Origin of the sequence: Rathayibacter sp. AY2B5, from assembly GCF_002931645.1 — a bacterium.
In the GTDB taxonomy this organism is placed as follows: Bacteria; Actinomycetota; Actinomycetes; order Actinomycetales; family Microbacteriaceae; genus Rathayibacter.
The window spans coordinates 143,361-167,049 of the sequence record NZ_PSUE01000006.1; the positions used below are offsets into that span (position 1 = coordinate 143,361).

Here is a 23,689-nt window from a genome sequence, read left to right on the forward strand (position 1 = left end):
CGGCGCGACAGCCCGGCTCGGGCCGCCGTCGCGGTGGCCTAGGGTGGGCACGATGAATCACGGAGTCGCACTGCCCCTCGACCAGCCGGAGACGTCAGTCCGGGCCGCAGGCGGATCCACGGTCCGCCGCTCCGTCCTCCCGAGCGGTGTCCGCATCCTCAGCGAATCGGTGCCCGGCGCCCGCAGCGCCACGATCGGCTTCTGGGTCGCCGCGGGTTCTCGCGACGAGCGGCCCGGCCGCCCCGCGACCGCGGGCGAGCCCGCCGTGCCCTCCAACGTCGGCTCGACGCACTTCCTCGAGCACCTGCTGTTCAAGGGCACGCAGAAGCGGTCCGCCCTCGACATCGCCGTGTCCTTCGACTCCGTGGGCGGGGAGCACAACGCTCTCACCGCCAAGGAGTACACCTGCTACTACGCCAAGATCCAGGACCGCGACCTCCCGATGGCTGTCGAGGTGATCGCCGACATGGTGACCTCGAGCCTGATCGATCCGGACGAGTTCGAGACCGAGCGCGGGGTCATCCTCGAGGAGCTGGCGATGGCGGACGACGATCCGGCCGACGTGGCGGGCGAGAAGCTGTTCGAGGCCGTGTTCGGCGACCACCCGCTGGGCCGCCCGATCGGGGGCACCGCCGCGACCATCGGCGAGGCCACCCGGGACGCGGTCTGGGCGCACTACCGCGCCGCCTACCGCCCGCGAGACGTGGTGATCACCGTCGCCGGCGCCGTCGACCACGAGGCGCTCGTCGCGCTGCTCCAGCGGGTCCTCGTCGCCGACGGCTGGGACCTCGGCACGGCGGCCCCGCCCGTCGAGCGGCGCGTCGGCGGCCGTGCGTCCTACACCCGCGGCAGCGCCCTGTCGGTGGTGCACCGCCCCACCGAGCAGGCGAACCTGCTGGTCGGCTTCCCCGGTCTCGCCGCGGGCGACGAGCGGCGGATGACGATGGGCGTCCTCAACTCGATCCTCGGCGGCGGCATGTCCTCGCGGCTGTTCCAGGAGGTGCGCGAGAAGCGCGGCCTGGCCTACTCCGTCTACTCCTTCGCCCCGTCCTACTCGGACGCGGGCCTCTTCGGGCTCTACGCCGCGTGCACCCCGGCGAAGGCGGGGACGGTCGCCGAGCTCCTGCTCACCGAGTTCCACCGCCTCGCCGAGGACGGCGTCACCGACGACGAGCTCGCCCGCGCCCGCGGCCAGCTCTCGGGAGCGGCGGCGCTCGCGCTGGAGGACTCCGACACCCGGATGTCGCGCCTCGGACGCGCCGAGCTGACCTTCGGCGAGTTCGTCGACCTCGACGAGAGCCTGCGCCGACTCGCCCTCGTCGGCGCGGAGGACGTCCAGGCACTCGCGGCAGACTTGGCCCGGGGGCCGTCGTCGATCTCGGCCGTCGGCGCGGTCGACGAGTCGGCCTTCGCCGGGATCGCCGGGATCGAGAGCGCCTCCGCGATCTGATCCGATCGTCGAACGCCCGCTGACCGCGCACCGCCGCGCCGCACCAGGGAGGACCCCGTGTCCCACTACATCTACCTCGTCCGCCACGGCGAGCAGCAGGACGCCGAGCACGGCATGCCGGACGGCCCGCTCTCGGCCCGTGGTGAGCGCCAGGCGAGGCTCATCGCCGAGCGGCTCGGCGGAGTCCCCTTCACCGGAGCGTGGCACTCGCCGCTGCGCCGGGCCGAGGAGACGGCCGCGCGCTTCCAGACGCTTCTGCCGAGCCTGCCGCTCCAGCCGTCCTCGCTGCTGTTCGACTGCATCCCCTCGGGGCCGACCCCGGACATGCCCAAGGCGTTCGAGCCCTTCTTCGGCAGCGTCACCGCGGCCGAGATCGAGGCGGGGCACGCGCAGATGCAGGACGCGGTGGCCGAGTTCCTGGCGCCGTCGCGCGAGGACCGCCACGACCTCCTCATCACCCACAACTTCGTGATCGGCTGGTTCGTCCGCCACGTGTTCGACGCTCCCGACTGGCGGTGGCTGGGCCTCAACCAGGCCAACTGCGGGCTGACGATCATCCGCGTCCGCTCCCGCAAGCCGCCGGTGCTCGTCGTGCACAACGACCTCTCGCACCTGCCCGTGGAGCTGCGCACCGGCCTGCCCGAGGCCCAGCCGTACTGAGCCGCGGGCTACGCTGAGTCGGTGACTACCTCCGTCGCCGTGGTCGGCGCGTCCGGCCGACTCGGCTCGTTCACCTGCTCGCTCATCGAGGCGTCGAGCGAGTTCTCGCTCGTCGCGCGGCTCGGCTCGCGGAGCGATCCCGCCGAGATGCTCGCGGCCGACGTCGTCGTCGACATGACCGTGCCGGCCGTCAGCCAGCAGATCGTCGACTTCGCCGTGGCCAACGGGAGGAAGGTGCTCGTCGGCACCTCCGGCTGGACCGGCGACCGGATCGCGGCCCTCCGGCGCAGCGTCGCCGAGCAGCCGGAGGCCGGCGTCGTGATCATCCCCAACTTCTCGCTGGGCTCGGTGCTCGCGACCGCGCTGGCCACCGTGGCCGCGCGCTTCTTCGACGCCGCCGAGATCGTCGAGACCCACGGCGCCCGCAAGGTCGACTCGCCCTCCGGGACCGCGGTCCGCACAGCCGAGCTGCTGCTGCGCGCCCGGGCCGAGCTCGGTCCGGTGCAGGCTCCGCACACCGACCAGCGGGCCCGCGGCCAGCAGGTCGCGAGCGTCCCGGTCCACAGCCTCCGCCTGCCCGGAGTGGAGGCGCGCCAGGAGGTCGTCTTCGGCGGCACCGGCGAGACGGTCACCATCCGGCACGACACCACCTCGCAGGCGTCCTACGAGCAGGGCGTCCTGCGCGCTCTCGACGCGGTCCGGACGACCACGGGCGTGGTGGTGGGCCTCGACGCGCTGATCGACCTGCGCGCCGCCTTCGACGCCGCGCCTCTCGACGAGCGGCCGGTCGACGAGCAGCCCGTCATCGACCGGGCTCCGTCCGGCCAGGCCGCCGCAGCGACGAGCACCCCGTGAGGACCCGCATCGGCGTCGTCCTGATGGCGGTCCTGCTCGCCCTCTACCTGTTCGTCTGCCTGCAGTACTCCGTCGTCGCCTTCGCCGCGGCGACGGTGCCCGGCATCGTGATGGGCGTCGGCCTGCTGATCCTCGGCGCCGTCGGCGTCTGGGGGCTCGTGCGCGAGCTGCTGTTCGGGCTCCGCGCCGAGAAGCTGGCCCGTCGGCTGGAGGGCGAGAACGCGCTGCCGCAGGAGGTCCTCGACTCGCGGGCCAGCGGGCGTCCGCTCCGGGAGGAGGCGGACGCGCTGTTCCCGCGGTACGCGGAGGAGGTCGACGCGCAGCCCGGGAGCTGGCGCGCCTGGTACCGCCTCGGCCTCGCCTACGACGCCAGCGGCGACCGCAAGCGCGCCCGAGGCGCCATCCGCCGGGCCATCGCGCTGGAGCACGAGGCTCCGGCCTGACCGCTCGGCCGCGACCCGAGCGCGGCTCTCCGGGCGAGGACCGCTCGGGCGGCCGGGATCAGGCGAGCACCCACTCCAGCGCCGCGCCGACCGTGCGGTGGCGGAACTCGAAGCCGTCGTCGAGCAGCCGCTGGGGGACCAGGCGCTGGCTCGAGAGCAGGAGCTCGTGCCCGGCGTCGCGCAGCGCGAGCTCGATGATCTTCTCGGGGACGGCCAGCTTGAACGGGCGGTGCAGCTGCTCGGCGAGGGTGCGCATCACGTCGTTCGCGGTCGCCGGCACCGGTCCGGCGAGGTTCACCGGGCCCGAGAGCGAGGACGTGAGCAGGTGGCGGATCGCCGCGGCCTCGTCGTAGAGGCTGATCCAGGGCCAGGCCTGGTTGCCGCTGCCGAGGGGTCCGCTGAGGCCGAGCTTCGTCAGGGGCAGGAGCGGCTTGAGCGCGCCGCCGTCGCCGAGGACGAGCCCGGTGCGAGCGGTGACCACCCGCGTGGCCTCGGGCGCGAGGTGGGCGGCCTTCTCCCAGCGGTCGACGACGTCGGCGAGGAACCCGTCGCCGCGCGAGGACTGCTCGGTGAGCTCCTCGCCCGGGCGGTCTCCGTAGTAGCCGACCGCGGAGGCGTTGATCAGCGTCGTCGGCGGGGTCGAGGACATCCGCATCGCGTCGGTGAGGGTCTGCGTGGACTGGATCCGCGAGTCGAGGATCTCCCGCTTGTAGGACGCGGTCCACGGCAGGCGGCTGATCGAGGCGCCGGAGAGGTTGATCACGGCGTCGACGCGGTCGAGCACGCTGAAGTCGAGCATGTGCGAGGTGGGCGCCCAGTGGAACTCGTCCGGGCTCGACGGCGCGTGGCGCACCAGGCGCAGGATCTCGTGCCCCTCGGCGCGCAGCTGGCGGGTCAGCTCGGAGCCGATCATCCCGCTGGCGCCCGAGATCAGGACGCGGAGCCGGGGAGCGGACGCATCCGGCCGGGCCGAGGGCAGCTCGGACGGCGTCGACACGTGCTCGCCCGGCGTGCGCGCGGCGCGCCGCGGCGAGCCGGAGTCCGTGGTCCCGTCGTGGTCGGAGTGCCGTGCGGATGAGTCGCTCATGGTGCCTCCCGGAGCCGGTCGCGGGCCGCCCGCGAAGCGGACCCAGCCTAGAGCCTCACGCCCGGGAGCCGGCCGAGCGCCCGACCAGGCCGGCCCGCGCGAGCACGAGGTAGAGCTCGCAGCCCAGGCAGAGGCCGAACACGGCGTTGAGGAAGGCGGCGAGGAAGGCGACGGCCGCGGCGACCGGGACCGATCCCGGGACGCCGGCGACGTGCAGGAGGACGCCGGCGCCGGTCACCACCAGGCCGATCAGCTGGGCGAAGCGCGGCGGGCGGGCGTCCTCCCACTCGCGCGGCGGTGCCAGGTGCGGCCGGACCACCCGGCGGAACAGCACCGCCCAGGGGCCGGAGCCGACGCCGCGCGCGGCCGACCAGGCGAAGAGGGCGGCGAGCGCGAGCAGCAGGAGGAAGCCGGGCTGGGAGAGCCGGCCGTCGAGGTCGGCCCGGGCCGCGGCCGCGAGCCCGAGGCCCACGGCCGTGAGGAGGAGTGCGGCGGTGACTCCGGCGGCGACCCTCGGACCGCGGGGATCGACGGTGCCGGACGGGGGAGTGGCGCCGGTGGTGGAGGGGGAGCGGGTGCTCATCATGTCTCCTGGAGTCGGTCGAGCTCGATGGTCAGGGCGGCGCGGGTCGGAGCGCCGCCGATGCGGCTGCGCGGCACTCCGTCTCGATCGAGCAGGAGGAGCGTGGGCGTCTGCCGGACGCGGAAGCGCGCCGCGAGGTCGGGGCGGTGCGTCAGATCGACGTCGAGGTGCGCCAGCCCGGGCCGCTGCTGGGCGAGCTCCCCGAGCATCCGTCGCACTGCAGGGCACCGCGTGCAGACGTCGGTCGAGAACTGCACGACTGTGGCCCGGGTCCCGAGCACTGCGCCGGGGACGAGCTCGCCGGGGTCGATCGCGGGGTCCTGGCGCGAGGGGGCGCTCGCGACGCGCCCGGAGCGGGCCCGATGGACAGCCCCGAGGACGACGCCCAGCACGACGAGGCCGAGCAGTGCGGCGAGGATCGTCACGGGCTCCATCCGGGAAGCGTAGGTCGGCGCAGGCGCTGCGCGGACGACTGTTTCGGGATGTGACGACGGCCGCGGTCGGAGCGTGGTCTAGGTTCGATCCGTGACCGAACAGAGCAGCCTCAGCGCAGACCCGAGCAGTCCCGTCTTCCGCAGTGATGTCGTCGTCGAGCTGGTCCGCGCGAGCGCCCACGACTCGGACGTGCTGTTCGCGGCCCGCGTCTCGACCCAGGGCGAGAAGACGCTCGCCGAGGCGCTCGACGGCGAGGAGTCCGACGCCGAGCTGCAGCGCAAGCGCGACCGCGGACTGATCAACTACCTGATGCGCGACCGCCACGGCTCGCCGTTCGAGCACAACTCGATGACCTTCTACGTGCAGGCGCCGATCTTCGTCTTCCGCGAGTTCATGCGGCACCGCATCGCCTCCTACAACGAGGAGTCGGGCCGCTACCGCGAGCTCCGCCCGGTCTTCTACGTGCCCGGCCCCCGGCGCAACCTCGTGCAGGTCGGCAAGCCCGGCGCCTACTCCTTCGAGCCGGGCACCGCGGAGCAGGCCGAGCTCGTCGCCGCGGAGACGCGCCGCGTCAGCACGCAGGCCTACGAGTCGTACCGGCGGATGCTCGGCGAGGGCGTCGCCCGCGAGGTCGCCCGGATCGTCCTCCCGCTGAACATCTACTCGTCGATGTACGTCACGCTCAACGCCCGCTCGCTGATGAACTTCCTCTCCCTGCGCACCAAGCGCGAGGACTCGACGTTCCCCTCCTTCCCGCAGCGCGAGATCGAGATTGCGGCCGAGCAGATGGAGACGCACTTCCAGGAGCTGATGCCCCTCACGGCCGCCGCCTTCACAGCGAACGGCCGCGTCGCCCCGTAGCCCGCCGCCCGGCGAGGACGAGCGGGCCGTCCCGCCCGATCGCCTGCTGCCGTCCGCGCGGGCGGCTCCGGGAAGCTCCTCCCGGCGGCGCGGCGGCGACCCGCTACCCTGGCAGCGTGTCAACTCCGGAGAATCCCTTCGGCCAGGTCCTGGTCGCCCTGGTCACCCCGTTCACCGCCGACGGCGAGGTCGACTGGCCCGGTGTCGAGAAGCACATCGACGACTGCATCGCAGCGGGCGCGGACGGCATCGTGGTCACCGGGACCACGGGCGAGACCAGCACCCTGACCGACCCGGAGAAGATCCGCCTCGTCGAGGTCGGCCGCTCGGTCGCCGGGGGCCGCGCGAAGATCATCACGGGAGGCGGCTCGAACGAGACCGCCCACGCCATGCAGCTCGCCCGTCAGAGCGAGAAGGCCGGCGCCGACGGCAACATGATCGTCACCCCGTACTACAACAAGCCCACGCAGGCGGGCGTGCTCACCCACTTCCGGATGATCGCGGATGCGACGGACCTGCCGGTCATCCTCTACGACATCCCCGGCCGCACCGGCGTGCCGATCCGCTACGAGACGATCCTGCGGGCGGCCAAGCACCCGAACATCCTGGCCGTGAAGGACGCGAAGGGCGATCTCTCCGAGGTCAGCCGCGTGCTCAACCAGACCGACCTGATGTACTTCTGCGGCGACGACGCGAACGTGCTGCCCGAGCTCGCCATCGGCGCCACGGGGCTCATCGGCGTCACCGCGAACATCGCCGCCGCGCCGTACCGCACGATCGTCGACGCCGTGAACGCGGGCGACCTCCACGCGGCCACCCGTGCGCACCAGCAGCTCGAGCCGCTCGTGCGCGCCGTGATGACGCACGTCCCCGGGACCGTCGCCGCGAAGTACATCCTGCACGGCCTCGGCCGCATCTCCTCGCCGCGCGTGCGGCTGCCCCTGGTCGGCCCGGAGGAGTCGGAGGCGGCGCTCATCGAGGACGAGCTCGGCCTGGTCCGCGACATCCCGGGCGTCGACTTCCGCAACTTCCGGCCCGACCGCAACGCCGCGGCCGGCGGCGCCCTCCCGAAGGTCGCCGGCACCACCCGCTGAGCCCGAGCGGCACGTCCCGAGAAAGCACCGCTGGAGAAGGAGGGCGCATGCCCGGTCCCGTGATCATCCCCGCCCCGCTCGCTCCGGGAACGCTCCGGATCATCCCCCTCGGCGGCCTCGGCGAGATCGGCCGCAACATGACCGTCTTCGAGATCGACGGCAGGCTCCTGGTCGTCGACTGCGGCGTGCTCTTCCCGGAGGAGGACCAGCCGGGCGTCGACCTGATCCTCCCGGACTTCACGCCCATCCGGGACCGGCTCGACGACATCGTCGGAGTGGTCCTCACCCATGGCCACGAGGACCACATCGGCGCCGTCCCCTACCTGCTCCGGCTGAAGCGCGACATCCCGCTGATCGGCTCCACCCTCACGCTCGCCCTCGTCGAGGCGAAGCTCAAGGAGCACCGGATCACGCCGTACACGCTCACGGTGAAGGAGGGCGACGTCGAGAACCTCGGGCCCTTCGAGCTCGAGTTCGTCGCCGTGAACCACTCGATCCCGGACGCGCTGGCCGTGTCGATCGTCACCGACGCGGGCTCGGTGCTGCACACCGGCGACTTCAAGATGGACCAGCTGCCGCTCGACGGCCGGATCACCGACCTGCGCGCCTTCGCCCGCCTCGGCGAGGAGGGCGTCGACCTGTTCATGGTCGACTCCACCAACGCCGACGTCCCCGGCTTCACGCCGAGCGAGCGCGACATCGGCCCGGTCATCGAGAGCGTCATGGCCAGGGCGACCCGCCGCGTCATCGTCGCGAGCTTCTCCAGCCACGTGCACCGGGTGCAGCAGGTGCTCGACGCGGCCCACGCCACGGGCCGCCGCGTGGCGCTGCTCGGCCGCTCCATGGTCCGCAACATGCGCATCGCCGCGGATCTCGGCTACCTGCACGTCCCTCCGGGAGTCCTGGTCGACATGAAGAAGTCGGGCGACGTCCCCGAGGACAGGATCGTCTACATGTCCACCGGGTCGCAGGGCGAGCCGATGGCCGTCCTCAGCCGGATGGCCAACCTCGATCACCAGATCGAGCCGGGGGAGGGCGACACCGTGATCCTCGCCTCCAGTCTCATCCCCGGCAACGAGAACGCGGTGTACCGGGTCATCAACGGGCTCACGCGGCTCGGAGCGACCGTCGTGCACAAGGGCAACGCGAAGGTGCACGTGTCCGGGCACGCCGCGGCCGGCGAGCTCCTCTACTGCTACAACATCCTCAAGCCGCTGAACGTGATGCCGGTGCACGGCGAGTACCGGCACCTGGTCGCGAACGCGCAGCTCGCGCGTGAGACCGGGATCGCGGAGGAGAACACGATCATCGCCGAGGACGGCACCGTGATCGACCTGCTCGACGGCAGGGCGACCGTCGTCGGACGGCTCGACCTGGGGTTCGTCTACGTCGACGGATCGTCGGTGGGCGAGATCACCGACGCCGACCTCAAGGACCGGCGGATCCTCGGCGAGGAGGGCTTCATCTCGATCATCGTGGTGGTCGAGGCGGGCACGGGGCGGATCGTCGTCGGCCCCGAGATCCACGCGAAGGGCTTCGCGGAGGACGACAGCGTCTTCGACGAGGTCAAGCCGCGGATCGCGGCCGCGCTCGAGGAGGCGGTGCGGAACGGGGCGAGCGATCAGCACGCGCTCTCGCAGGCCGTCCGTCGCGTCGTCGGCCGCTGGGTCAACACCTCCTACCGCCGCCGGCCCATGATCGTGCCGCTCGTCATCGAGGCCTGAGCCTCCCGGCCGGCGGCGGATCGGCGCCGGCCGTCGCGGCGCGGGTCACCGGCCCTGACGGGGGCGGCGGGTACGGTGGCCTCATGGCGACCAGTACCAAGACGACCTCGCGCGGGCGCGGCAGCGCGACTCCGCGCTCCGGCGCGCCGCGATCCGGACGAGGCTCGGGCAAGGCGGCCGCCGAGACGAAGACGGTGGCCTTCGAGTCCGCCCCGCGCACCAACCCCGCCGTGCGGCTCTGGATGGCGCTGGCCCACCTCGCGGGCGGCGCCGCCCGCGCCCTCGGTCCCGAGCGGCTGGCGAAGGAGGAGCGCCGCGACGGCGTCCCCTTCCTGCTGCTGCTGCTGGCCGTCGCGGGCGCGGTGGTCGAGTGGTTCCTCGCGACCGACCCGGTCGCCCTGGTGCTCGACGCGTGGAGCTTCGGCGGCTTCTTCGGCCGTGTCGCCTACGTGCTGCCGGTCGTCCTTCTCCTCTTCTCCCTCTGGCTCTTCCGGCACCCCCGGTCCGTCGACGACAACGGGCGGATCGGCGTGGGCGTCATCACGCTGCTCGTCGCCTCCGCCGGCATCTGCCACGCGCACCTCGGCCTGCCGCAGCCCGGCCAGGGAATCGAGACCATGGCGGCCGCGGGAGGCGTCCTCGGCTGGCTGGTGGGCGCCCCGCTCGCGGCGATCGCCACCGTCCCCGGCGCGACCGTGCTGCTGTCTCTCGTGATCCTGCTGTCGCTGTTCATCATCACCAAGACCCCGCCGAACCGCATCGGCGCGCGCTCGCGGGAGCTCTACGGCTACCTCTTCGGCGCCCCCGTGCTCGACGACGAGGAGCGCGCCCGCCTCAAGGCCGAGCGGGCCGCCGCGAAGGCCGCGGCGAAGGCGGAGGCCGAGCAGGAGGAGGACGCGCAGCAGGACGGCGGAGAGCTGCCCTGGTGGCGGCGCACCGAGTCCGGGCGCGAGGACGAGCCGACCGTGCAGACCGAGCTCCCGATCGACTCCTTCACCGAGGTCATCGAGGGCGCCGCGCCGGCCCGCGGCCGCGCGAAGGGCTTCGACACCGCGCTCGAGGAGCGCGACGACGAGGCCCACCCGCCGACCCGCTCCTACGCCACCGAGGTGCTGGCCGAGGCCGAGACCGCCGAGGCGGCGCTCGCCCGCTTCGAGCAGACGGGCGCTCCCCGCGGCGCGACCGGCGTGGTCGACGACGACGCGACCGAGGTCATCCGGCTCGACCGCCTCGACGTGGCGCCCGCCGTCCCGATCCCGCCCGTCATCGAGACCGGCCCGATCGCGCCCCTCGCCGAGGAGGACCCGACCGCCGGTTTCGACTCCTCGTTCGAGGACGACGCGCCGTACCGCCTCCCTTCGGCGGCCGCCCTCTCGACGGGCACGCCCTCCAAGGCGCGCTCGGCGGCCAACGACGAGATGGTCCGCGCCATCACCGAGGTGCTGCAGCAGTTCAACGTGGACGCGACGGTCACCGGCTTCTCCCGCGGCCCGACCGTCACCCGCTACGAGATCGAGCTCGGCCCCGGCGTCAAGGTCGAGCGCGTCACCGCGCTCAGCAAGAACCTCTCCTACGCCGTCGCCAGCAACGAGGTCCGGATCCTCTCCCCGATCCCGGGCAAGAGCGCGATCGGCGTCGAGATCCCCAACACGGACCGCGAGATCGTCTCGCTGGGCGACGTCCTCCGCTCGCCGGCCTCGACGACGTCCACGCACCCGATGACCATCGGCGTCGGCAAGGACGTCGAGGGCGGCTACGTCGTGGCGAACCTCGCCAAGATGCCGCACCTCCTGGTCGCCGGCTCCACCGGCTCCGGCAAGTCCAGCTTCGTCAACTCGATGATCACGAGCCTGCTGATGCGCGCGCGCCCGCAGGACGTGCGCATGGTCCTGATCGACCCCAAGCGCGTGGAGCTCACCATCTACGGCGGAGTGCCGCACCTGATCACTCCGATCATCACGAACCCCAAGAAGGCCGCCGAGGCGCTGCAGTGGGTCGTGAAGGAGATGGACATGCGCTACGACGACCTGGCGTCGTTCGGGTTCCGCCACATCGACGACTTCAACGCGGCCGTCCGCGCCGACGAGATCAAGCTCCCCGCGGGCAGCAGCCGCGTCCTCAAGCCGTACCCGTACCTCCTCGTGGTGGTCGACGAGCTCGCCGACCTGATGATGGTCGCCCCGCGCGACGTCGAGGACTCGATCGTGCGCATCACCCAGCTCGCGCGCGCCTCGGGCATCCACCTCGTGCTGGCCACGCAGCGGCCGAGCGTCGACGTGGTGACCGGCCTCATCAAGGCGAACGTGCCCAGCCGCCTCGCCTTCGCGGTGACCAGCGTGACCGACTCGCGGGTCATCCTCGACCAGCCGGGAGCCGACAAGCTCATCGGGCAGGGCGACGGCCTCTTCCTCCCCATGGGCACCAACAAGCCGATGCGCGTCCAGGGCGCCTGGGTCCGCGAGGACGAGATCGCGAAGGTCGTCGAGCACGTCACCCGTCAGGCGCAGCCCGAGTACCGCCAGGACATCACCGTGCAGGCGCAGCGCAAGGAGATCGACTCCGACATCGGGGACGACCTCGAGCTGCTGGTCGCGGCGGCCGAGCTCGTCGTCAGCACGCAGTTCGGCTCGACCTCGATGCTGCAGCGCAAGCTCCGCGTCGGCTTCGCCAAGGCCGGCCGACTGATGGACCTGCTCGAGTCGCGCGAGGTCGTCGGCCCCTCCGAGGGGTCGAAGGCCCGCGACGTGCTGGTCACCGCCGAGCAGCTGCCGGGCGTCCTCGCGCGGATGCGCGGCGAGGACACGGGCGAGGGGCCGGCCGCGCCGTCCTCGGTCGCCCCGGACCCGTACGCGGATCCGCTGGCCGAGCCGACGGGGCCCGCCGCCACCGACTACCACGACGACGACGAGGGGTCCGGCGAGGACGCCTGGACGCTGACGGGACGCGAGTGACCGTCCCGGTCGCCCGCACTGCGAGGAACGGCGGAGCACGATGACCCACCCCACCGCACCGGCTCCGGCCGCGTCGGGCAACTGGAACCTGCCGAACGCGATCACGGTCGTCCGGATCCTGCTGGCGCCCGTCTTCTTCTGGCTCCTGCTGGCCGACGGGGGGCAGGACGGCGGGATCCGGATCGCCGCGGCGCTCCTCTTCATCGTCGCGATCGCCACGGACGGCATCGACGGGCACATCGCCCGGAGCCGGGGCCTCGTGACCGATCTCGGCAAGCTCCTGGATCCGATCGCCGACAAGGTGCTCACCGGCGCGGCGCTCGTCGGGCTCTCGATCCTCGCGGAGCTGCCGTGGTGGGTGACGATCGTCATCCTGGTGCGCGAGATCGGCATCACCGTGTTCCGGATGGCCGTGCTCTCGGACCGGGTGATCCCCGCGTCGCGGGGCGGCAAGCTCAAGACGATCGTGCAGTCGATCGCGATCTCCCTCGCTCTGCTGCCGCTCTGGGCCGTCCTCGGCGAGTGGGTCCACTGGCTGAACGGCATCACGATGACGGCGGCGGTGGTGCTCACGGTCGCCACCGGGATCGACTACCTCGCCGACGCCGCCCGCCAGAGCCGGGCCGCCCGGTCGACGCGGTGACGGCCGCGCAGCTGATCGCCGAGCTCCGGCGGCGGGGTGTCGACCTCGCCGTCGCGGAGTCCCTCACCGGCGGCGCGCTCAGCTCCGCCCTCGTGGAGGTGCCCGGCGCCTCCGCCGTGTACCGCGGGGGAGTGGTGAGCTATGCCACCGACCTCAAGGACCGGCTCCTCGGGGTCGACGCGCGCGTCCTCGGCGAGCGGGGTCCCGTCGATCCCGGAGTCGCCGTGCAGATGGCGCGCGGAGCGTCCTCGCGGCTCGCAGCCGACGGGCGTCCGACGCTCGGCCTGGCGACCACTGGGGTCGCCGGTCCGGATCCGCAGGGGGATGCGGCCGTCGGCACCGTCTTCGTGGCGGCCGTCCTCGGCGAGGACGAGCTGGTCCGCGAGCACCGGTTCGACGGAGACCGCGCCGCGATCCGCGCAGCCTCGGTCGACGCGGCTCTCGCCCTCGGCGCGGAGCTGATCTCCCGCGGCGCATGAGGCGGATACCCAGCGAGGGCCCTTCGGGAATCGGAATGCGCCGCATTGCGGCCCGGTTACAACTGGTGTCGCTCACACGCAAAGTCCAGTCATCCGGTATTAGAGTCGACACCATACGAACCGGGTAGTGAACAGCTATCCGGTTCTCTCGTCCCAGCCCCCCGATCACCCGCTCCGGAATCTCCGGCGCTCGTGCTCGCGGTGCAGGTGCACGACATGCGGTTGACGTGGAGAAGGAGGGTCCAGTGGTTCTAGTTCGTCAGGAGATCGGCGATGTCCTCAGGGACTTTCGCCTGCAGAAAGGTCGTACGCTCCGTCAGGTGGCGAGCAAGGCGAGCGTTGCGCTCGGCTACCTGAGCGAGGTCGAACGCGGTCAGAAGGAGGCCTCCTCGGAGATCCTCGCCTCTGTCGCCGACGCCCTCGACACCCCCATCTCGGTGATCATGCGCGAGGTCGGCGATCGTCTCGCCGTCATCGAGGGCATCGACACCATCCCCGACACCATCCCGGCCGACATGGTCGCCGGCTTCGACGCGGACCTCGTCACGCAGTAGTCGGCCCCCGTCCCCTCCACTCACCGCACCCGCTCCACGCGAAGGGCGCCCAGGCTCCGGCCGGGCGCCCTTCGGCGTTCCCGGGGAGTGCGGCCTCCGGGCAGCGGCTACCGTGGACGCATGCGCTTGAGCGAGTTCCGGCAGCTGGTGGACGACGAGTTCGGCGGCGCCTATGCCCGTGTCCTGGTCTCGGACCTCGTGCTGACCGAGCTCGGGGGCCGCACAGCCGAGCGCGCCCTCGCGGACGGAGCGGAGCCGCGCGAGGTCTGGCTCGCCCTCTGCCGCGCCAACGACGTCCCGGAGGCCCGGTGGCACGGCGTGGATCCGAGGAAGCGCCACCGCTGACGCTCCCGTCGCCGAAGCCGTGTTCGACACGCCGACGGCTCGTGCTCGAATCCGTGTTCGAACCGGTCTAGGCTCCTCCACAGAAGCAGGAACGGCCCCGTCTCCACGGAGTCGCTCTCGCTCGGCCCCGATGTCGGTGGTCGGGCGTACCGTCGGAGACACCTGAACGGACCTGCTTCACCGCCTTGTCGCAGCCGGCCGGCACTGTCACTCCGACAGCCACCGGCATGTCGCGACAGCCTGTAGGCGACACCACCACGAACACGAGAGCGAGACGGCCATGCCCAGTTCCTCCGACCGCGAGAAGTCCCTCGAGACCGCACTCGCCCAGATCGACCGCCAGTTCGGCAAGGGCGCCGTCATGCGCCTCGGAAGCGACGACCGCGCTCCCGTCGAGGTGATCCAGACCGGTTCGATCGCGCTCGACGTCGCGCTCGGGATCGGCGGGCTCCCCCGCGGCCGCATCGTCGAGATCTACGGCCCCGAGTCCTCCGGAAAGACAACCCTCACGCTGCACGCGATCGCGAACGCGCAGCGCAACGGCGGCATCGCCGCCTTCATCGACGCGGAGCACGCGCTCGACCCCGAGTACGCCAAGAAGCTCGGCGTCGACATCGACTCCCTCCTCGTGTCGCAGCCCGACACCGGAGAGCAGGCGCTCGAGATCGCCGACATGCTCGTGCGCTCGGGCTCGATCGACCTCATCGTGATCGACTCCGTCGCGGCCCTCGTGCCGCGTGCCGAGATCGAGGGCGAGATGGGCGACTCCCACGTCGGCCTGCAGGCGCGCCTCATGTCCCAGGCGCTGCGCAAGCTGACCGGCGGACTGAACACCACGAACACCACGATGATCTTCATCAACCAGCTGCGCGAGAAGATCGGCGTCTTCTTCGGAAGTCCCGAGACCACGGCGGGCGGCAAGGCGCTCAAGTTCTACGCGTCGGTCCGCCTCGACATCCGCCGCATCGAGACGCTGAAGGACGGCACCGACGCGGTCGGCAACCGCACCCGCGTCAAGGTCGTGAAGAACAAGATGGCCCCGCCCTTCAAGCAGGCCGAGTTCGACATCCTCTACGGCGTCGGCATCTCCCGCGAGGGCAGCCTGATCGACTTCGGCGTCGAGCACGAGATCGTCCGCAAGTCGGGCGCCTGGTACACCTACGACGGCGACCAGCTCGGCCAGGGCAAGGAGAAGGCGCGCCAGTTCCTCATCGACAACCCCGATGTGGCCGCCGAGATCGAGAAGCGCATTCTGGTCAAGCTCGGCGTGATCGTCGACCCGAACGCGGCCGTCGAGGCCGCGCCGGTCGCGATCGAGACCAAGCAGCCCGTGCGCAAGGGCGCCTAGCCCGTGGCGGAGAAGGCCGCGGAGGGGGCGAAGGGCCGCCCCGTGGCCTTCCTGCCCTGGGTCGACCGGGGTGCGGCGGGCGACGACGGCTGGGCTCCGGCGGCGCCGGACGCCGACGGGGCCGGGTCGCTTCCGGATCCGTCCGGAGCCGGAACGCCGCGTACCAGTGCTCCCGGGGCGGCCGCAGGCGAGTTGGAAGGCTCCGCCGTCGGGGGCGCCGCGTCTCCGGCCTCCGAGCGGATCGCCGAGCTCTCGGCTCATGTCGCCCGGCGCGCGCCGGCGTTCGTCGAGAACGCGGACGACGAGGACGACGACGACGCGATCGAGATCCCGGAGGAGATCGATCCCGAGCAGGTCGCGGATCGGATCGTACGGGGGCTCTCCCGCAAGAGCCTCTCGGTCGCCGAGGTCGAGGCGCGCCTCTACACGGAGGGCGTCGCCGAGAAGGACGCCCTCGAGATCCTCGAGCGCTTCACGCGCTTCGGCTACCTCGACGACCTCCGCATGGCGGAGCAGCTGGTCGTCTCGCTCCGTGACCGCAAGAAGCTCGGCCGCTCCTCCATCCAGCAGGAGCTGCGCGCGCGGAAGATCGACCCCGAGGCGATCGCGTCAGCGCTCGACGAGCTGGACGGCGACGACGAGTACCGGACGGCGCTCGAGCTCGCGCGCAAGCGCCTACCGAGCCTGCGCTCGCTCTCCGACGAGGTCGCCGAGCGCCGGCTCACGGGGTTCCTCGCGCGCCGCGGCTACGCCGGCGGACTCGTGCAGCGCGTCGTCCGCGAGACGATCCGCAAGCCGGGGTCGAGCGTCCGCTTCCGCTGACACGGCGGGCCGAGGCGGTCCGACCGGAGCGTAGAATCCCACACCATGAGCACGCTCGGTACCGCCCCGTCGCCCGTCGCCGAGACCCGGCCGAGGACCTACGAGGTCCGTACGTTCGGGTGCCAGATGAACGTGCACGACTCCGAGCGGCTGAGCGGTTCGCTCGAGGCGGCGGGCTACGTGTCCGCCGATGGAGCCGAGGCCGACGTCGTCGTCATCAACACCTGCGCGGTGCGCGAGAACGCCGACAACAAGCTCTACGGCAACCTCGGCCACCTCGCGTCGGTGAAGCGCCGCCACGAGGGGATGCAGATCGCGGTCGGCGGCTGCCTCGCGCAGAAGGACAAGAACGTCATCCTCGACCGCGCCCCGTGGGTCGACGTCGTCTTCGGCACGCACAACATGGGCGCCCTCCCGAGCCTGCTCGAGCGCGCCCGCCACAACGACGAGGCGCAGCTCGAGATCCTCGAGTCGCTCGATGTCTTCCCCTCCACGCTCCCCACGAAGCGCGACTCGACCTACAGCGGCTGGGTCTCGATCTCGGTCGGCTGCAACAACACCTGCACCTTCTGCATCGTCCCCTCGCTCCGCGGCAAGGAGAAGGACCGGCGTCCCGGCGACGTGCTCGCCGAGATCCAGGCGCTCGTGGACGACGGCGCGATCGAGGTCACCCTTCTCGGCCAGAACGTGAACTCCTACGGCGTCGAGTTCGGCGACCGCCAGGCGTTCTCGAAGCTGCTCCGCGCGGCGGGCACCATCGACGGGCTTGAGCGGATCCGCTTCACGAGCCCCCATCCCGCGGCCTTCACCGACGACGTGATCGACGCCATGGCCGAGACGCCGGCGGTGATGCCGCAGCTGCACATGCCGCTCCAGTCCGGCTCCGACCGCATCCTCAAGGCGATGCGCCGCTCCTACCGCTCCGAGAAGTTCCTCGGGATCCTCGACCGGGTCCGCGATCGCATCCCGCACGCGGCGATCAGCACCGACATCATCGTGGGCTTCCCCGGCGAGACCGAGGCCGACTTCCAGGAGACCCTGCGGGTGGTCGAGGCGGCCCGCTTCGCCTCCGCCTTCACCTTCCAGTACTCCATCCGGCCCGGCACCCCGGCCGCGACGCTGCCCGACCAGATCCCCAAGGCGGTCGTCCAGGAGCGCTACGAGCGGCTCGTCGCCCTGCAGGACGCGATCAGCGAGCAGGAGAACCGCGCAGTCGTCGGCCGAGAGGTCGAGGTCCTCGTCGCGACCGGCGAGGGCCGTCGCGACACGGAGACGCACCGGCTGAGCGGACGCGCCGAGGACAGCCGTCTGGTGCACTTCGACGTGCCCGAGGGCTCCGAGCAGCCGCGTCCCGGAGACGTGGTCTCCGTCCGGGTCACCCGTGCCGCCCCCTTCTACCTCCTGGCGGATTCGCCCGACGGCGCGCCGCTCCGCATCCGCCGCACCCGCGCGGGCGACGCCTGGGACCGGGCGCAGACCGAGTCCTGCGGAGTTCCGGCCGCCCCGGGCGCGAGCGGGGCGCCCCGGGTCTCGCTGGGCCTGCCATCGCTGCGCGTGCGCGACGCCGGCACGCTGACGACGCCGATCTACGACGCCCTCGATGGCGAGCGCTGAGACCGGAGCCCCCGATACCGCGCCGGAGCTCATCGCGGTCGTCGGCGCGACCGGCACGGGCAAGTCCGACCTCTCGCTCGAGCTCGCCGAGGCGATCCGGCAGGACGGCGGCGCCGCTGAGATCGTGAACGCCGACGCGATGCAGCTCTACCGCGGGATGGACATCGGCACCGCGAAGCTGCCCGCCGACGAGCGTCGGGGCGTCCCGCACCACCTGCTCGACGTCCTCGACGTGACGGAGGAGGCGTCGGTCGCCCGCTACCAGCGCGAGGCGCGGCGCGTGATCGAGAGCGTGCTGGCGCGCGGGGCGACGCCGATCCTCGTCGGAGGCTCCGGTCTGTACGTCTCCAGCGTCGTCTTCGAGTTCTCGTTCGCGGGCACCGACCCGGCCGTCCGGCGCCGGCTCGAGGAGACCGCCGAGCGGGAGGGCCTGGGCGCCCTCGTCGAGCGGTTGCGCCGGATCGACGCCGGAGTGGCCGAGCGGATCGGTCCGCACAACGCCCGGCGCATCGTCCGCGCGCTCGAGATCGCGGAGCTCACCGGCGGGAGCACGCACAGCGCGCTGATGTCCGACGAGCCGGTTCCGTGGCGCCCCGCCTCGATCCTGTTCCTCGAGGCTCCGCGGGAGGAGCTGGTGCAGCGCCTCGACCGGCGGGTGGAGCGGATGTGGGCGGCCGGGATGCTCGACGAGGTCGAGCGGCTCGTCCCCCTCGGCCTGGAGCGCGGCGTCACCGCCGGGCGGGCCATCGGGTACGCCCAGGCGCTCGCCCAGCGTGCCGGCGTCCTCCGCGAGGAGGAGGCGATCGCGGCGACGCAGGCGCTCACGCGCCGCTACGCACGTCGGCAGAACAGCTGGTTCCGGCGCTACGCCGGCGCCCACCGGCTCCCGTACGACGCGCCGGACCTGGTGTCGCGGGCGCACTCCGCCGCCCAGGCCGCCGCTCCCGCTCCTCGCTAGGCTGTGCGCCATGACGATCGAGCTGCACTTCACCAAGGGCCAGGGCACCGGCAACGACTTCGTGCTCTTCAGCGACCCGGACGGTGAGGTCGACCTCTCGCCCGCGCAGATCGCGATGATCTGCGACCGCCACTTCGGCGTCGGCGCCGACGGCGTCATCCGTGCCGTCCGCTCCCGCGCGATCCCGGAGGGCGCCGCGGCTCTGGCCGAGGAGAGCGAGGCGGAGTGGTTCATGGACTACCGCAACGCCGACGGCTCGATCGCCGAGATGTGCGGCAACGGCATCCGCGTCTACGCCGCGTTCCTGCTCGCGGGCGGCCTCGCGGCGCTCGAGCCCGGCGACACCCTGCCGATCGGCACCCGCGCCGGCGTCCGCGACGTCACCCGCAGCGGTGCCGGGTTCCAGGTCGACCTCGGCCGCTGGGAGCTGGCGGGCGGCGAGCCCCTGGTGCGGGCGAAGGAGCTCAAGGTCGCGCGCCCCGGTCTCGGGATCGACCTCGGCAATCCGCACGTGGTCGTCGCCCTCAGCAACGACGAGGAGCTCGACTCCGCCGACCTCTCCTACATCCCGCAGCTCGACCCGGAGCCCGAGGACGGCGCGAACGTCGAGTTCGTGGTGCCCGGCGAGCCCCTGGTCCACGACGGCATCGGGCGGATCCGGATGCGCGTGCACGAGCGCGGCAGCGGCGAGACCCTGAGCTGCGGCACGGGTGCCGCAGCGGCGGCACTGGCGGTGCGCTACTGGGCGGGAGCCCGCGCTCCGCAGGCCTGGCGCGTGGAGGTCCCGGGCGGCACGCTCGGCGTGACGATGTTCGCGGCGGAGGAGGGCGAGCACGTCGGGCTCTCCGGCCCGGCCGACCTCGTCTTCACCGGGACGATCCGGATCGACTGAGGACCCGGTCAGGCCCGGCGGGTCGTCCGGAGCACGCGGAAGCCCTTCGCCGAGGAGACGCGCTCCACGTCGAGCCGCCCGGCGAACGCGGCGCCCAGCCAGGTCTGGAGCGAGTCTGAGCCGAGGTTGCGCTGCACGACGAGCCAGGCGTCCGCGCCCTCCTCGAGCCGCGGCAGCCAGCGTTCGAGCAGGAGGTGCAGCTCCTCCTTGCCGATGCGGATCGGCGGGTTCGACCACACGGTGCGGAAGCGGACGTCGTCGGGAACATCCTCGGGCAGCACGGCGTTGACATTGAGGACGCCGAGTTCCTCGCAGTTGCGACGGACCAGCTCGAGCGCCCGCTGGTTGACGTCGACCGCCCACACCCGGGCGTCGGGGGAGGCGAGGGCGAGCGCGAGGGCGATCGGGCCCCAGCCGCAGCCGAGGTCCAGCAGGTCCCCGTCAGCGGGGGCGTCGGGCACCGCGTCCAGCAGGACGCGTGTGCCGAGATCGACGTGACCGGGGCTGAACACCCCTCCTGCCGTCGTGACCTCGAGGTCGCGGCCGGCCAGGCGGGCCTGGATCCTGCGGGGCCGGAGGTCGCCGTCGGGAGTACTCGAGAAGTAGTGCTCGGCGGCCATGAGAAGTGAACCTATCAAGACCTGAGGAGTTAGTGTTATCCGGATGACGGAAGACCTGAACGAGACCGACACGACCGAGGCCGTGGACGTCGTCTCGAGGGTCCTGGCGAACGCGCAGTCGCGTTCGGCAGGGTACTCGCGCTTCGTCGCGGGTGGAGCCCAGGCGCTGCAGGGCGCCGGCCACGAGGGCGAGAACAGCGACGGCGAGCAGTTCGACCGCGACGACCGGCAGGCGCTGCGACGCGTCGCCGGCCTCTCGACCGAGCTCGAGGACGTCACGGAGGTCGAGTACCGCCAGCTGCGCCTGGAGAACGTCGTGCTCATCGGCGTGTACTCGCAGAATTCGCTGGAGGACGCGGAGAACTCGTTGCACGAGCTCGCCGCGCTCGCGGAGACGGCGGGAGCGACGGTCCTCGACGGCCTGCTCCAGCGCCGCCCGCACCCCGATCCGAGCACCTACCTCGGCAAGGGCAAGGCCCAGGAGCTCGCGGGGCTCGTCGCGGCCCTCGGCGCGGACACGGTCGTCGCCGACAGCGAGCTCGCACCGAGCCAGCGGCGTGCGCTGGAGGACGTGGTGAAGGTCAAGGTGATCGACCGCACCGCGGTGATCCTCGACATCTTCAGCCAGCACGCGAAGAGCCGTGAGGGCAAGGCGCAGGTCGAGCTCGCGCAGCTCGAGTACCTGCTCCCGCGACTGCGCGGCTGGGGCGAGTCCATGTCCCGCCAGGCCGGCGGCCAGGTGGGCGCGGGAGCCGGAATGGGCTCGCGCGGTCCGGGTGAGACGAAGATCGAGCTCGATCGTCGCCGCATCCACACCCGCATGGCGCGCCTGCGCAAGCAGATCACGGCGATGAAGCCCGCCCGCGAGGCCAAGCGCGCGAACCGCAAGCGCAACGCCGTCCCCTCGGTGGCGATCGCGGGATACACGAACGCCGGCAAGTCGAGCCTGCTGAACCGGATGACGCACGCGGGCGTCCTCGTCGAGAACTCGCTCTTCGCTACCCTCGACGCCACCGTCCGCAAGGCCCAGACGAAGGACGGGCGCCTCTACACGCTCGCCGACACGGTCGGCTTCGTGCGAGCGCTTCCGCACCAGCTCGTCGAGGCCTTCCGGTCGACGCTCGAGGAGGTCGCGGACTCCGATGTGATCGTCCACGTCGTGGACGCCTCCCACCCCGATCCGGCCGGGCAGATCGCCACCGTGCGCGACGTGATCGGCGAGGTGGGCGCCCGCAGCATCCCCGAGATCATCGCCTTCAACAAGGCCGATCTGGTGGACGAGGGCACGCGGCTGGTGCTGCGCGGTCTCGCTCCCGACGCGGTCTTCGTGTCGGCGCGCAGCGGCGAGGGCATCGACGAGCTGGAGGCGCGGATCGCCGAGATCCTGCCCGAGCCGGACGTCGAGATCGACCTGCTCGTGCCGTACGACCGGGGCGACGTGATCTCGCATCTGCACCGCAGCGGCCGGATCCTGTCGACGCAGTACGTCGAGGGCGGCACCCACGTGGTCGCCCTCGTGCACGCCGACCTGGCGGGCTCGCTCACCGAGTTCGCGGTTCCGCGCGCGGCCGTCCAGGCCTGATCGCCACCACCCGAGCGCCCGTCTCCCCGTCCGGGCGGCGGGCGCTCGGCGCATCCGGGAGGGGGTGCGGCGACCCGCACCACCGACCGGCGGCGGCCGGAGGGTTCGGCGACGGGGTTTCGGCGGCCTTCCTCCGCCTTCCCGTGACCGCGACGGAGGGGCGCGCGCCCCGATCGCCGGTGCCCGTCGAACGCAGGAGGGGCCCGGCCGGCTGCACGCCGGTCGGGCCCCTCCTGCGTTCCCGGTGTCAGACCGAGCGGAGGACCGCCACGATCTTCCCGAGCACCTCGGCCTCGTCGCCGAGGATCGGCTCGAAGTTGGAGTTGCGGGGCAGCAGCCAGGTGTGGCCGTCGCGCTGGCGCAGCACCTTGACGGTGGCCTCGCCGTCGAGCATGGCCGCTACGATCTCGCCGTTCTCGGCGGTGCGCTGCGAGCGGACCACGACCCAGTCACCGTCGCAGATCGCGGCGTCGATCATCGACTCGCCGACGACCTTGAGCATGAAGAGCTCGCCCTTGCCGACGAGCTGCCGGGGAAGCGGGAACACCTCGTCGATCTGCTGGTCGGCCATGATCGGCACACCCGCCGCGATCCGGCCGACGAGGGGGACCATCGCCGCGTCGCCGACCGTCGCGGTCGACTCGAACGACCCGTCGTCCTCCGTCGAGCTGGGGACGTCGATGAGGATCTCGAGGGCGCGGGGCCGGTTCGGGTCACGGCGCAGGTAGCCGCTGAGCTCGAGCTGGTTGAGCTGGTGGGTGACGCTCGACAGCGAGGCGAGGCCGACCGCGTCGCCGATCTCGCGCATGCTCGGCGGGTAGCCGCGGCTCGACACCGAGCGCTGGATCGCGTCGAGGATCGCGAGCTGCTTGGCGCTCAGGCTCTTCCGGCGCCGGCCCGCGGCCGCCTTCGTCTTGGCGGCCGGGGTCCCGGCCCTCTGCGCGTCGCTCACGATGCTCCCTCTTCCCGGTGCGCACGCCGCGTGCGCGCCCGCCCGGTCGCGACCCGACAAGGAATGTCGGTGGTCGCTGCTCTACTACGACCAGGCTCTCGAAACTGTATCCGCCGGAACTCACGAGTCGGAACATTCGTTCGAGTGTGTCGCGCGCGAGTCCGCCCGCGGATCAGCCGGAACGGTCCCTTGACCGTTCCGGCGTTCGAAGATATGTTCGGTACAGGCGTTCGGGGCGGCCCTCCCGGCCGAGGGCCTCCCCGAATCCCTGTTGAAAGGAGCGATCCCATGACCGCACAGCTCACCTCCCGCCCGCTCCAGCGCTCGTCCGCGGCCCGGCCCGTCGAGGTACTGCCGTCCGCTCCCGAGCCGATGAACGCGTTCGGCGAAGCGCGGATCGTCCGCACCCGTCTGCGCCTCACGCGCCGCGGCCGCGCCGTGGTGGCCGCTCTGGGGGCCCTGCCGATCGTGGCGGGCGCCTTCGCCTTCGGGCTCAACGGCGGTGGAGCGGTCGCGTCGAGCGACGCCGCTGCGGTCGAGTTCCAGTACGTCACCGTTCACGCGGGCGAGTCGCTCTGGTCGCTCGCCGAGGAGCTCGCCCCGCAGGCGGACCCGCGCGACGTGGTCGACGACATCCTCTCCCTCAACCAGCTCTCGAGCGCGGGCGTCGAGCCCGGGCAGCGCCTCGCGGTCCCGGCCGAGTACGACACCGCTCGCTGAGCCGGGCTGCCCGGACG

The 23,689-nt window shown here is 72.3% G+C and carries 24 protein-coding genes; 19 read left to right on the forward strand and 5 right to left on the reverse strand.

What is annotated here, in order from left to right:
- Positions 1 to 52 precede the first annotated feature (52 nt).
- From C5C30_RS06515 to C5C30_RS06530, 4 genes are read left to right on the forward strand one after another with little or no spacing between them, the layout of a single operon-like run.
- The gene (locus C5C30_RS06515; RefSeq protein WP_104224504.1) at positions 53 to 1,450 is read left to right on the forward strand and encodes a pitrilysin family protein; all 1,398 of its coding nucleotides are present in this window, start codon (positions 53 to 55) and stop codon (positions 1,448 to 1,450) included.
- Positions 1,451 to 1,507: 57 nt separating this feature from the next.
- Positions 1,508 to 2,110, forward strand: coding sequence for a histidine phosphatase family protein (locus C5C30_RS06520; RefSeq protein ID WP_104224462.1), 603 nt, complete (start codon positions 1,508 to 1,510; stop codon positions 2,108 to 2,110).
- A 21-nt stretch (positions 2,111 to 2,131) separates the two neighbouring features.
- Positions 2,132 to 2,965, forward strand: a complete 834-nt coding sequence (dapB, locus tag C5C30_RS06525) for a 4-hydroxy-tetrahydrodipicolinate reductase (protein WP_104250174.1) — start codon at positions 2,132 to 2,134, stop codon at positions 2,963 to 2,965.
- Positions 2,962 to 3,408 carry a hypothetical protein gene (locus tag C5C30_RS06530; protein WP_104283789.1) on the forward strand — a complete coding sequence of 149 codons (447 nt, stop codon included), beginning with the start codon at positions 2,962 to 2,964 and terminating at the stop codon, positions 3,406 to 3,408. Before dapB ends, C5C30_RS06530 begins: the two co-directional genes overlap by 4 nt.
- Before the next feature lie 58 nt (positions 3,409 to 3,466).
- On the opposite strand, the gene C5C30_RS06535 is transcribed toward C5C30_RS06530, so the two are convergent.
- Genes C5C30_RS06535 through C5C30_RS06545 form a run of 3 tightly spaced genes read right to left on the reverse strand, consistent with a single transcriptional unit; the run spans position 3,467 to position 5,512 of the window.
- Positions 3,467 to 4,495, reverse strand: a complete 1,029-nt coding sequence (locus C5C30_RS06535; RefSeq protein ID WP_104238626.1) for a TIGR01777 family oxidoreductase — start codon at positions 4,493 to 4,495, stop codon at positions 3,467 to 3,469.
- A gap of 55 nt (positions 4,496 to 4,550) precedes the next feature.
- The gene (locus tag C5C30_RS06540) at positions 4,551 to 5,078 is read right to left on the reverse strand and encodes a DUF4395 domain-containing protein (RefSeq protein WP_104233265.1); all 528 of its coding nucleotides are present in this window, start codon (positions 5,076 to 5,078) and stop codon (positions 4,551 to 4,553) included.
- A complete protein-coding gene (locus tag C5C30_RS06545; RefSeq protein ID WP_104267086.1) occupies positions 5,078 to 5,512 on the reverse strand; it encodes a thioredoxin family protein in 435 nt (144 codons plus the stop codon). The genes C5C30_RS06540 and C5C30_RS06545 overlap by 1 nt, the downstream gene beginning before the upstream one ends.
- A gap of 91 nt (positions 5,513 to 5,603) precedes the next feature.
- Here C5C30_RS06545 and thyX point away from each other — a divergent pair, with 91 nt between their 5' ends.
- The 13 genes from thyX to dapF all read left to right on the forward strand — a co-directional run bounded on the left by thyX (position 5,604) and on the right by dapF (position 19,798).
- Positions 5,604 to 6,374 (forward strand): FAD-dependent thymidylate synthase, encoded by a 771-nt coding sequence (thyX, locus tag C5C30_RS06550; protein ID WP_104333388.1) that lies wholly within the window; start codon positions 5,604 to 5,606, stop codon positions 6,372 to 6,374.
- A 116-nt stretch (positions 6,375 to 6,490) separates the two neighbouring features.
- Positions 6,491 to 7,468 carry a 4-hydroxy-tetrahydrodipicolinate synthase gene (gene dapA, locus C5C30_RS06555; protein ID WP_104224469.1) on the forward strand — a complete coding sequence of 326 codons (978 nt, stop codon included), beginning with the start codon at positions 6,491 to 6,493 and terminating at the stop codon, positions 7,466 to 7,468.
- 47 nt (positions 7,469 to 7,515) lie between these two features.
- Positions 7,516 to 9,192: a ribonuclease J gene (locus C5C30_RS06560; RefSeq protein ID WP_104224470.1), complete on the forward strand. Its 1,677-nt coding sequence runs from the start codon at positions 7,516 to 7,518 to the stop codon at positions 9,190 to 9,192.
- A gap of 83 nt (positions 9,193 to 9,275) precedes the next feature.
- Positions 9,276 to 12,143: a DNA translocase FtsK gene (locus C5C30_RS06565; RefSeq protein WP_104333389.1), complete on the forward strand. Its 2,868-nt coding sequence runs from the start codon at positions 9,276 to 9,278 to the stop codon at positions 12,141 to 12,143.
- Positions 12,144 to 12,183: 40 nt separating this feature from the next.
- Positions 12,184 to 12,786, forward strand: coding sequence for a CDP-diacylglycerol--glycerol-3-phosphate 3-phosphatidyltransferase (pgsA, locus tag C5C30_RS06570; protein ID WP_104226303.1), 603 nt, complete (start codon positions 12,184 to 12,186; stop codon positions 12,784 to 12,786).
- Positions 12,783 to 13,265 carry a CinA family protein gene (locus C5C30_RS06575; protein WP_104224473.1) on the forward strand — a complete coding sequence of 161 codons (483 nt, stop codon included), beginning with the start codon at positions 12,783 to 12,785 and terminating at the stop codon, positions 13,263 to 13,265. Before pgsA ends, C5C30_RS06575 begins: the two co-directional genes overlap by 4 nt.
- Positions 13,266 to 13,510: 245 nt before the next feature.
- Positions 13,511 to 13,819: a helix-turn-helix domain-containing protein gene (locus C5C30_RS06580; protein ID WP_068207524.1), complete on the forward strand. Its 309-nt coding sequence runs from the start codon at positions 13,511 to 13,513 to the stop codon at positions 13,817 to 13,819.
- 120 nt (positions 13,820 to 13,939) lie between these two features.
- Positions 13,940 to 14,164 (forward strand): DUF3046 domain-containing protein, encoded by a 225-nt coding sequence (locus C5C30_RS06585; protein WP_104224474.1) that lies wholly within the window; start codon positions 13,940 to 13,942, stop codon positions 14,162 to 14,164.
- Between the two features lie 280 nt (positions 14,165 to 14,444).
- Positions 14,445 to 15,512: a recombinase RecA gene (gene recA, locus C5C30_RS06590; protein WP_104224475.1), complete on the forward strand. Its 1,068-nt coding sequence runs from the start codon at positions 14,445 to 14,447 to the stop codon at positions 15,510 to 15,512.
- A 42-nt stretch (positions 15,513 to 15,554) separates the two neighbouring features.
- Positions 15,555 to 16,334 carry a regulatory protein RecX gene (locus C5C30_RS06595; RefSeq protein ID WP_181131478.1) on the forward strand — a complete coding sequence of 260 codons (780 nt, stop codon included), beginning with the start codon at positions 15,555 to 15,557 and terminating at the stop codon, positions 16,332 to 16,334.
- Positions 16,335 to 16,379: 45 nt separating this feature from the next.
- Positions 16,380 to 17,948, forward strand: coding sequence for a tRNA (N6-isopentenyl adenosine(37)-C2)-methylthiotransferase MiaB (gene miaB, locus C5C30_RS06600; protein ID WP_104257216.1), 1,569 nt, complete (start codon positions 16,380 to 16,382; stop codon positions 17,946 to 17,948).
- Positions 17,935 to 18,906, forward strand: coding sequence for a tRNA (adenosine(37)-N6)-dimethylallyltransferase MiaA (gene miaA, locus C5C30_RS06605; protein WP_104226307.1), 972 nt, complete (start codon positions 17,935 to 17,937; stop codon positions 18,904 to 18,906). The genes miaB and miaA overlap by 14 nt, the downstream gene beginning before the upstream one ends.
- A 10-nt stretch (positions 18,907 to 18,916) precedes the next feature.
- On the forward strand, positions 18,917 to 19,798 hold the full coding sequence (gene dapF, locus C5C30_RS06610; RefSeq protein WP_104226308.1) for a diaminopimelate epimerase: 882 nt from the start codon (positions 18,917 to 18,919) through the stop codon (positions 19,796 to 19,798).
- Positions 19,799 to 19,806: 8 nt separating this feature from the next.
- On the opposite strand, the gene C5C30_RS06615 is transcribed toward dapF, so the two are convergent.
- Positions 19,807 to 20,418, reverse strand: coding sequence for a class I SAM-dependent methyltransferase (locus tag C5C30_RS06615; RefSeq protein WP_104226309.1), 612 nt, complete (start codon positions 20,416 to 20,418; stop codon positions 19,807 to 19,809).
- A 43-nt stretch (positions 20,419 to 20,461) separates the two neighbouring features.
- Between C5C30_RS06615 and hflX the strand changes: the two genes are divergently transcribed.
- Positions 20,462 to 22,000 (forward strand): GTPase HflX, encoded by a 1,539-nt coding sequence (gene hflX / locus C5C30_RS06620; RefSeq protein ID WP_104333391.1) that lies wholly within the window; start codon positions 20,462 to 20,464, stop codon positions 21,998 to 22,000.
- Positions 22,001 to 22,247: 247 nt separating this feature from the next.
- Here hflX and lexA read toward each other — a convergent pair whose 3' ends face one another.
- On the reverse strand, positions 22,248 to 22,952 hold the full coding sequence (gene lexA / locus C5C30_RS06625; protein ID WP_104224482.1) for a transcriptional repressor LexA: 705 nt from the start codon (positions 22,950 to 22,952) through the stop codon (positions 22,248 to 22,250).
- Positions 22,953 to 23,240: 288 nt separating this feature from the next.
- Here lexA and C5C30_RS06630 point away from each other — a divergent pair, with 288 nt between their 5' ends.
- Entirely contained in the window at positions 23,241 to 23,672 is a 432-nt protein-coding gene (locus C5C30_RS06630; RefSeq protein ID WP_308470901.1) for a LysM peptidoglycan-binding domain-containing protein, read from the forward strand.
- The last annotated feature ends 17 nt before the right edge of the window (positions 23,673 to 23,689 follow it).

Coding starts and splice junctions, on each gene's coding strand:
- C5C30_RS06630 (WP_308470901.1), top strand. CDS start 23,241: ATGACCGCACAGCTCACCTCCCGCCCGCTCCAGCGCTCGTCCGCGGCC.
- miaB (WP_104257216.1), top strand. CDS start 16,380: ATGAGCACGCTCGGTACCGCCCCGTCGCCCGTCGCCGAGACCCGGCCG.
- C5C30_RS06535 (WP_104238626.1), bottom strand. CDS start 4,495: ATGAGCGACTCATCCGCACGGCACTCCGACCACGACGGGACCACGGAC.
- hflX (WP_104333391.1), top strand. CDS start 20,462: ATGACGGAAGACCTGAACGAGACCGACACGACCGAGGCCGTGGACGTC.
- C5C30_RS06515 (WP_104224504.1), top strand. CDS start 53: ATGAATCACGGAGTCGCACTGCCCCTCGACCAGCCGGAGACGTCAGTC.
- C5C30_RS06545 (WP_104267086.1), bottom strand. CDS start 5,512: ATGGAGCCCGTGACGATCCTCGCCGCACTGCTCGGCCTCGTCGTGCTG.
- C5C30_RS06615 (WP_104226309.1), bottom strand. CDS start 20,418: ATGGCCGCCGAGCACTACTTCTCGAGTACTCCCGACGGCGACCTCCGG.
- C5C30_RS06565 (WP_104333389.1), top strand. CDS start 9,276: ATGGCGACCAGTACCAAGACGACCTCGCGCGGGCGCGGCAGCGCGACT.
- recA (WP_104224475.1), top strand. CDS start 14,445: ATGCCCAGTTCCTCCGACCGCGAGAAGTCCCTCGAGACCGCACTCGCC.
- C5C30_RS06540 (WP_104233265.1), bottom strand. CDS start 5,078: ATGAGCACCCGCTCCCCCTCCACCACCGGCGCCACTCCCCCGTCCGGC.
- pgsA (WP_104226303.1), top strand. CDS start 12,184: ATGACCCACCCCACCGCACCGGCTCCGGCCGCGTCGGGCAACTGGAAC.
- C5C30_RS06585 (WP_104224474.1), top strand. CDS start 13,940: ATGCGCTTGAGCGAGTTCCGGCAGCTGGTGGACGACGAGTTCGGCGGC.
- miaA (WP_104226307.1), top strand. CDS start 17,935: ATGGCGAGCGCTGAGACCGGAGCCCCCGATACCGCGCCGGAGCTCATC.
- C5C30_RS06560 (WP_104224470.1), top strand. CDS start 7,516: ATGCCCGGTCCCGTGATCATCCCCGCCCCGCTCGCTCCGGGAACGCTC.
- dapF (WP_104226308.1), top strand. CDS start 18,917: ATGACGATCGAGCTGCACTTCACCAAGGGCCAGGGCACCGGCAACGAC.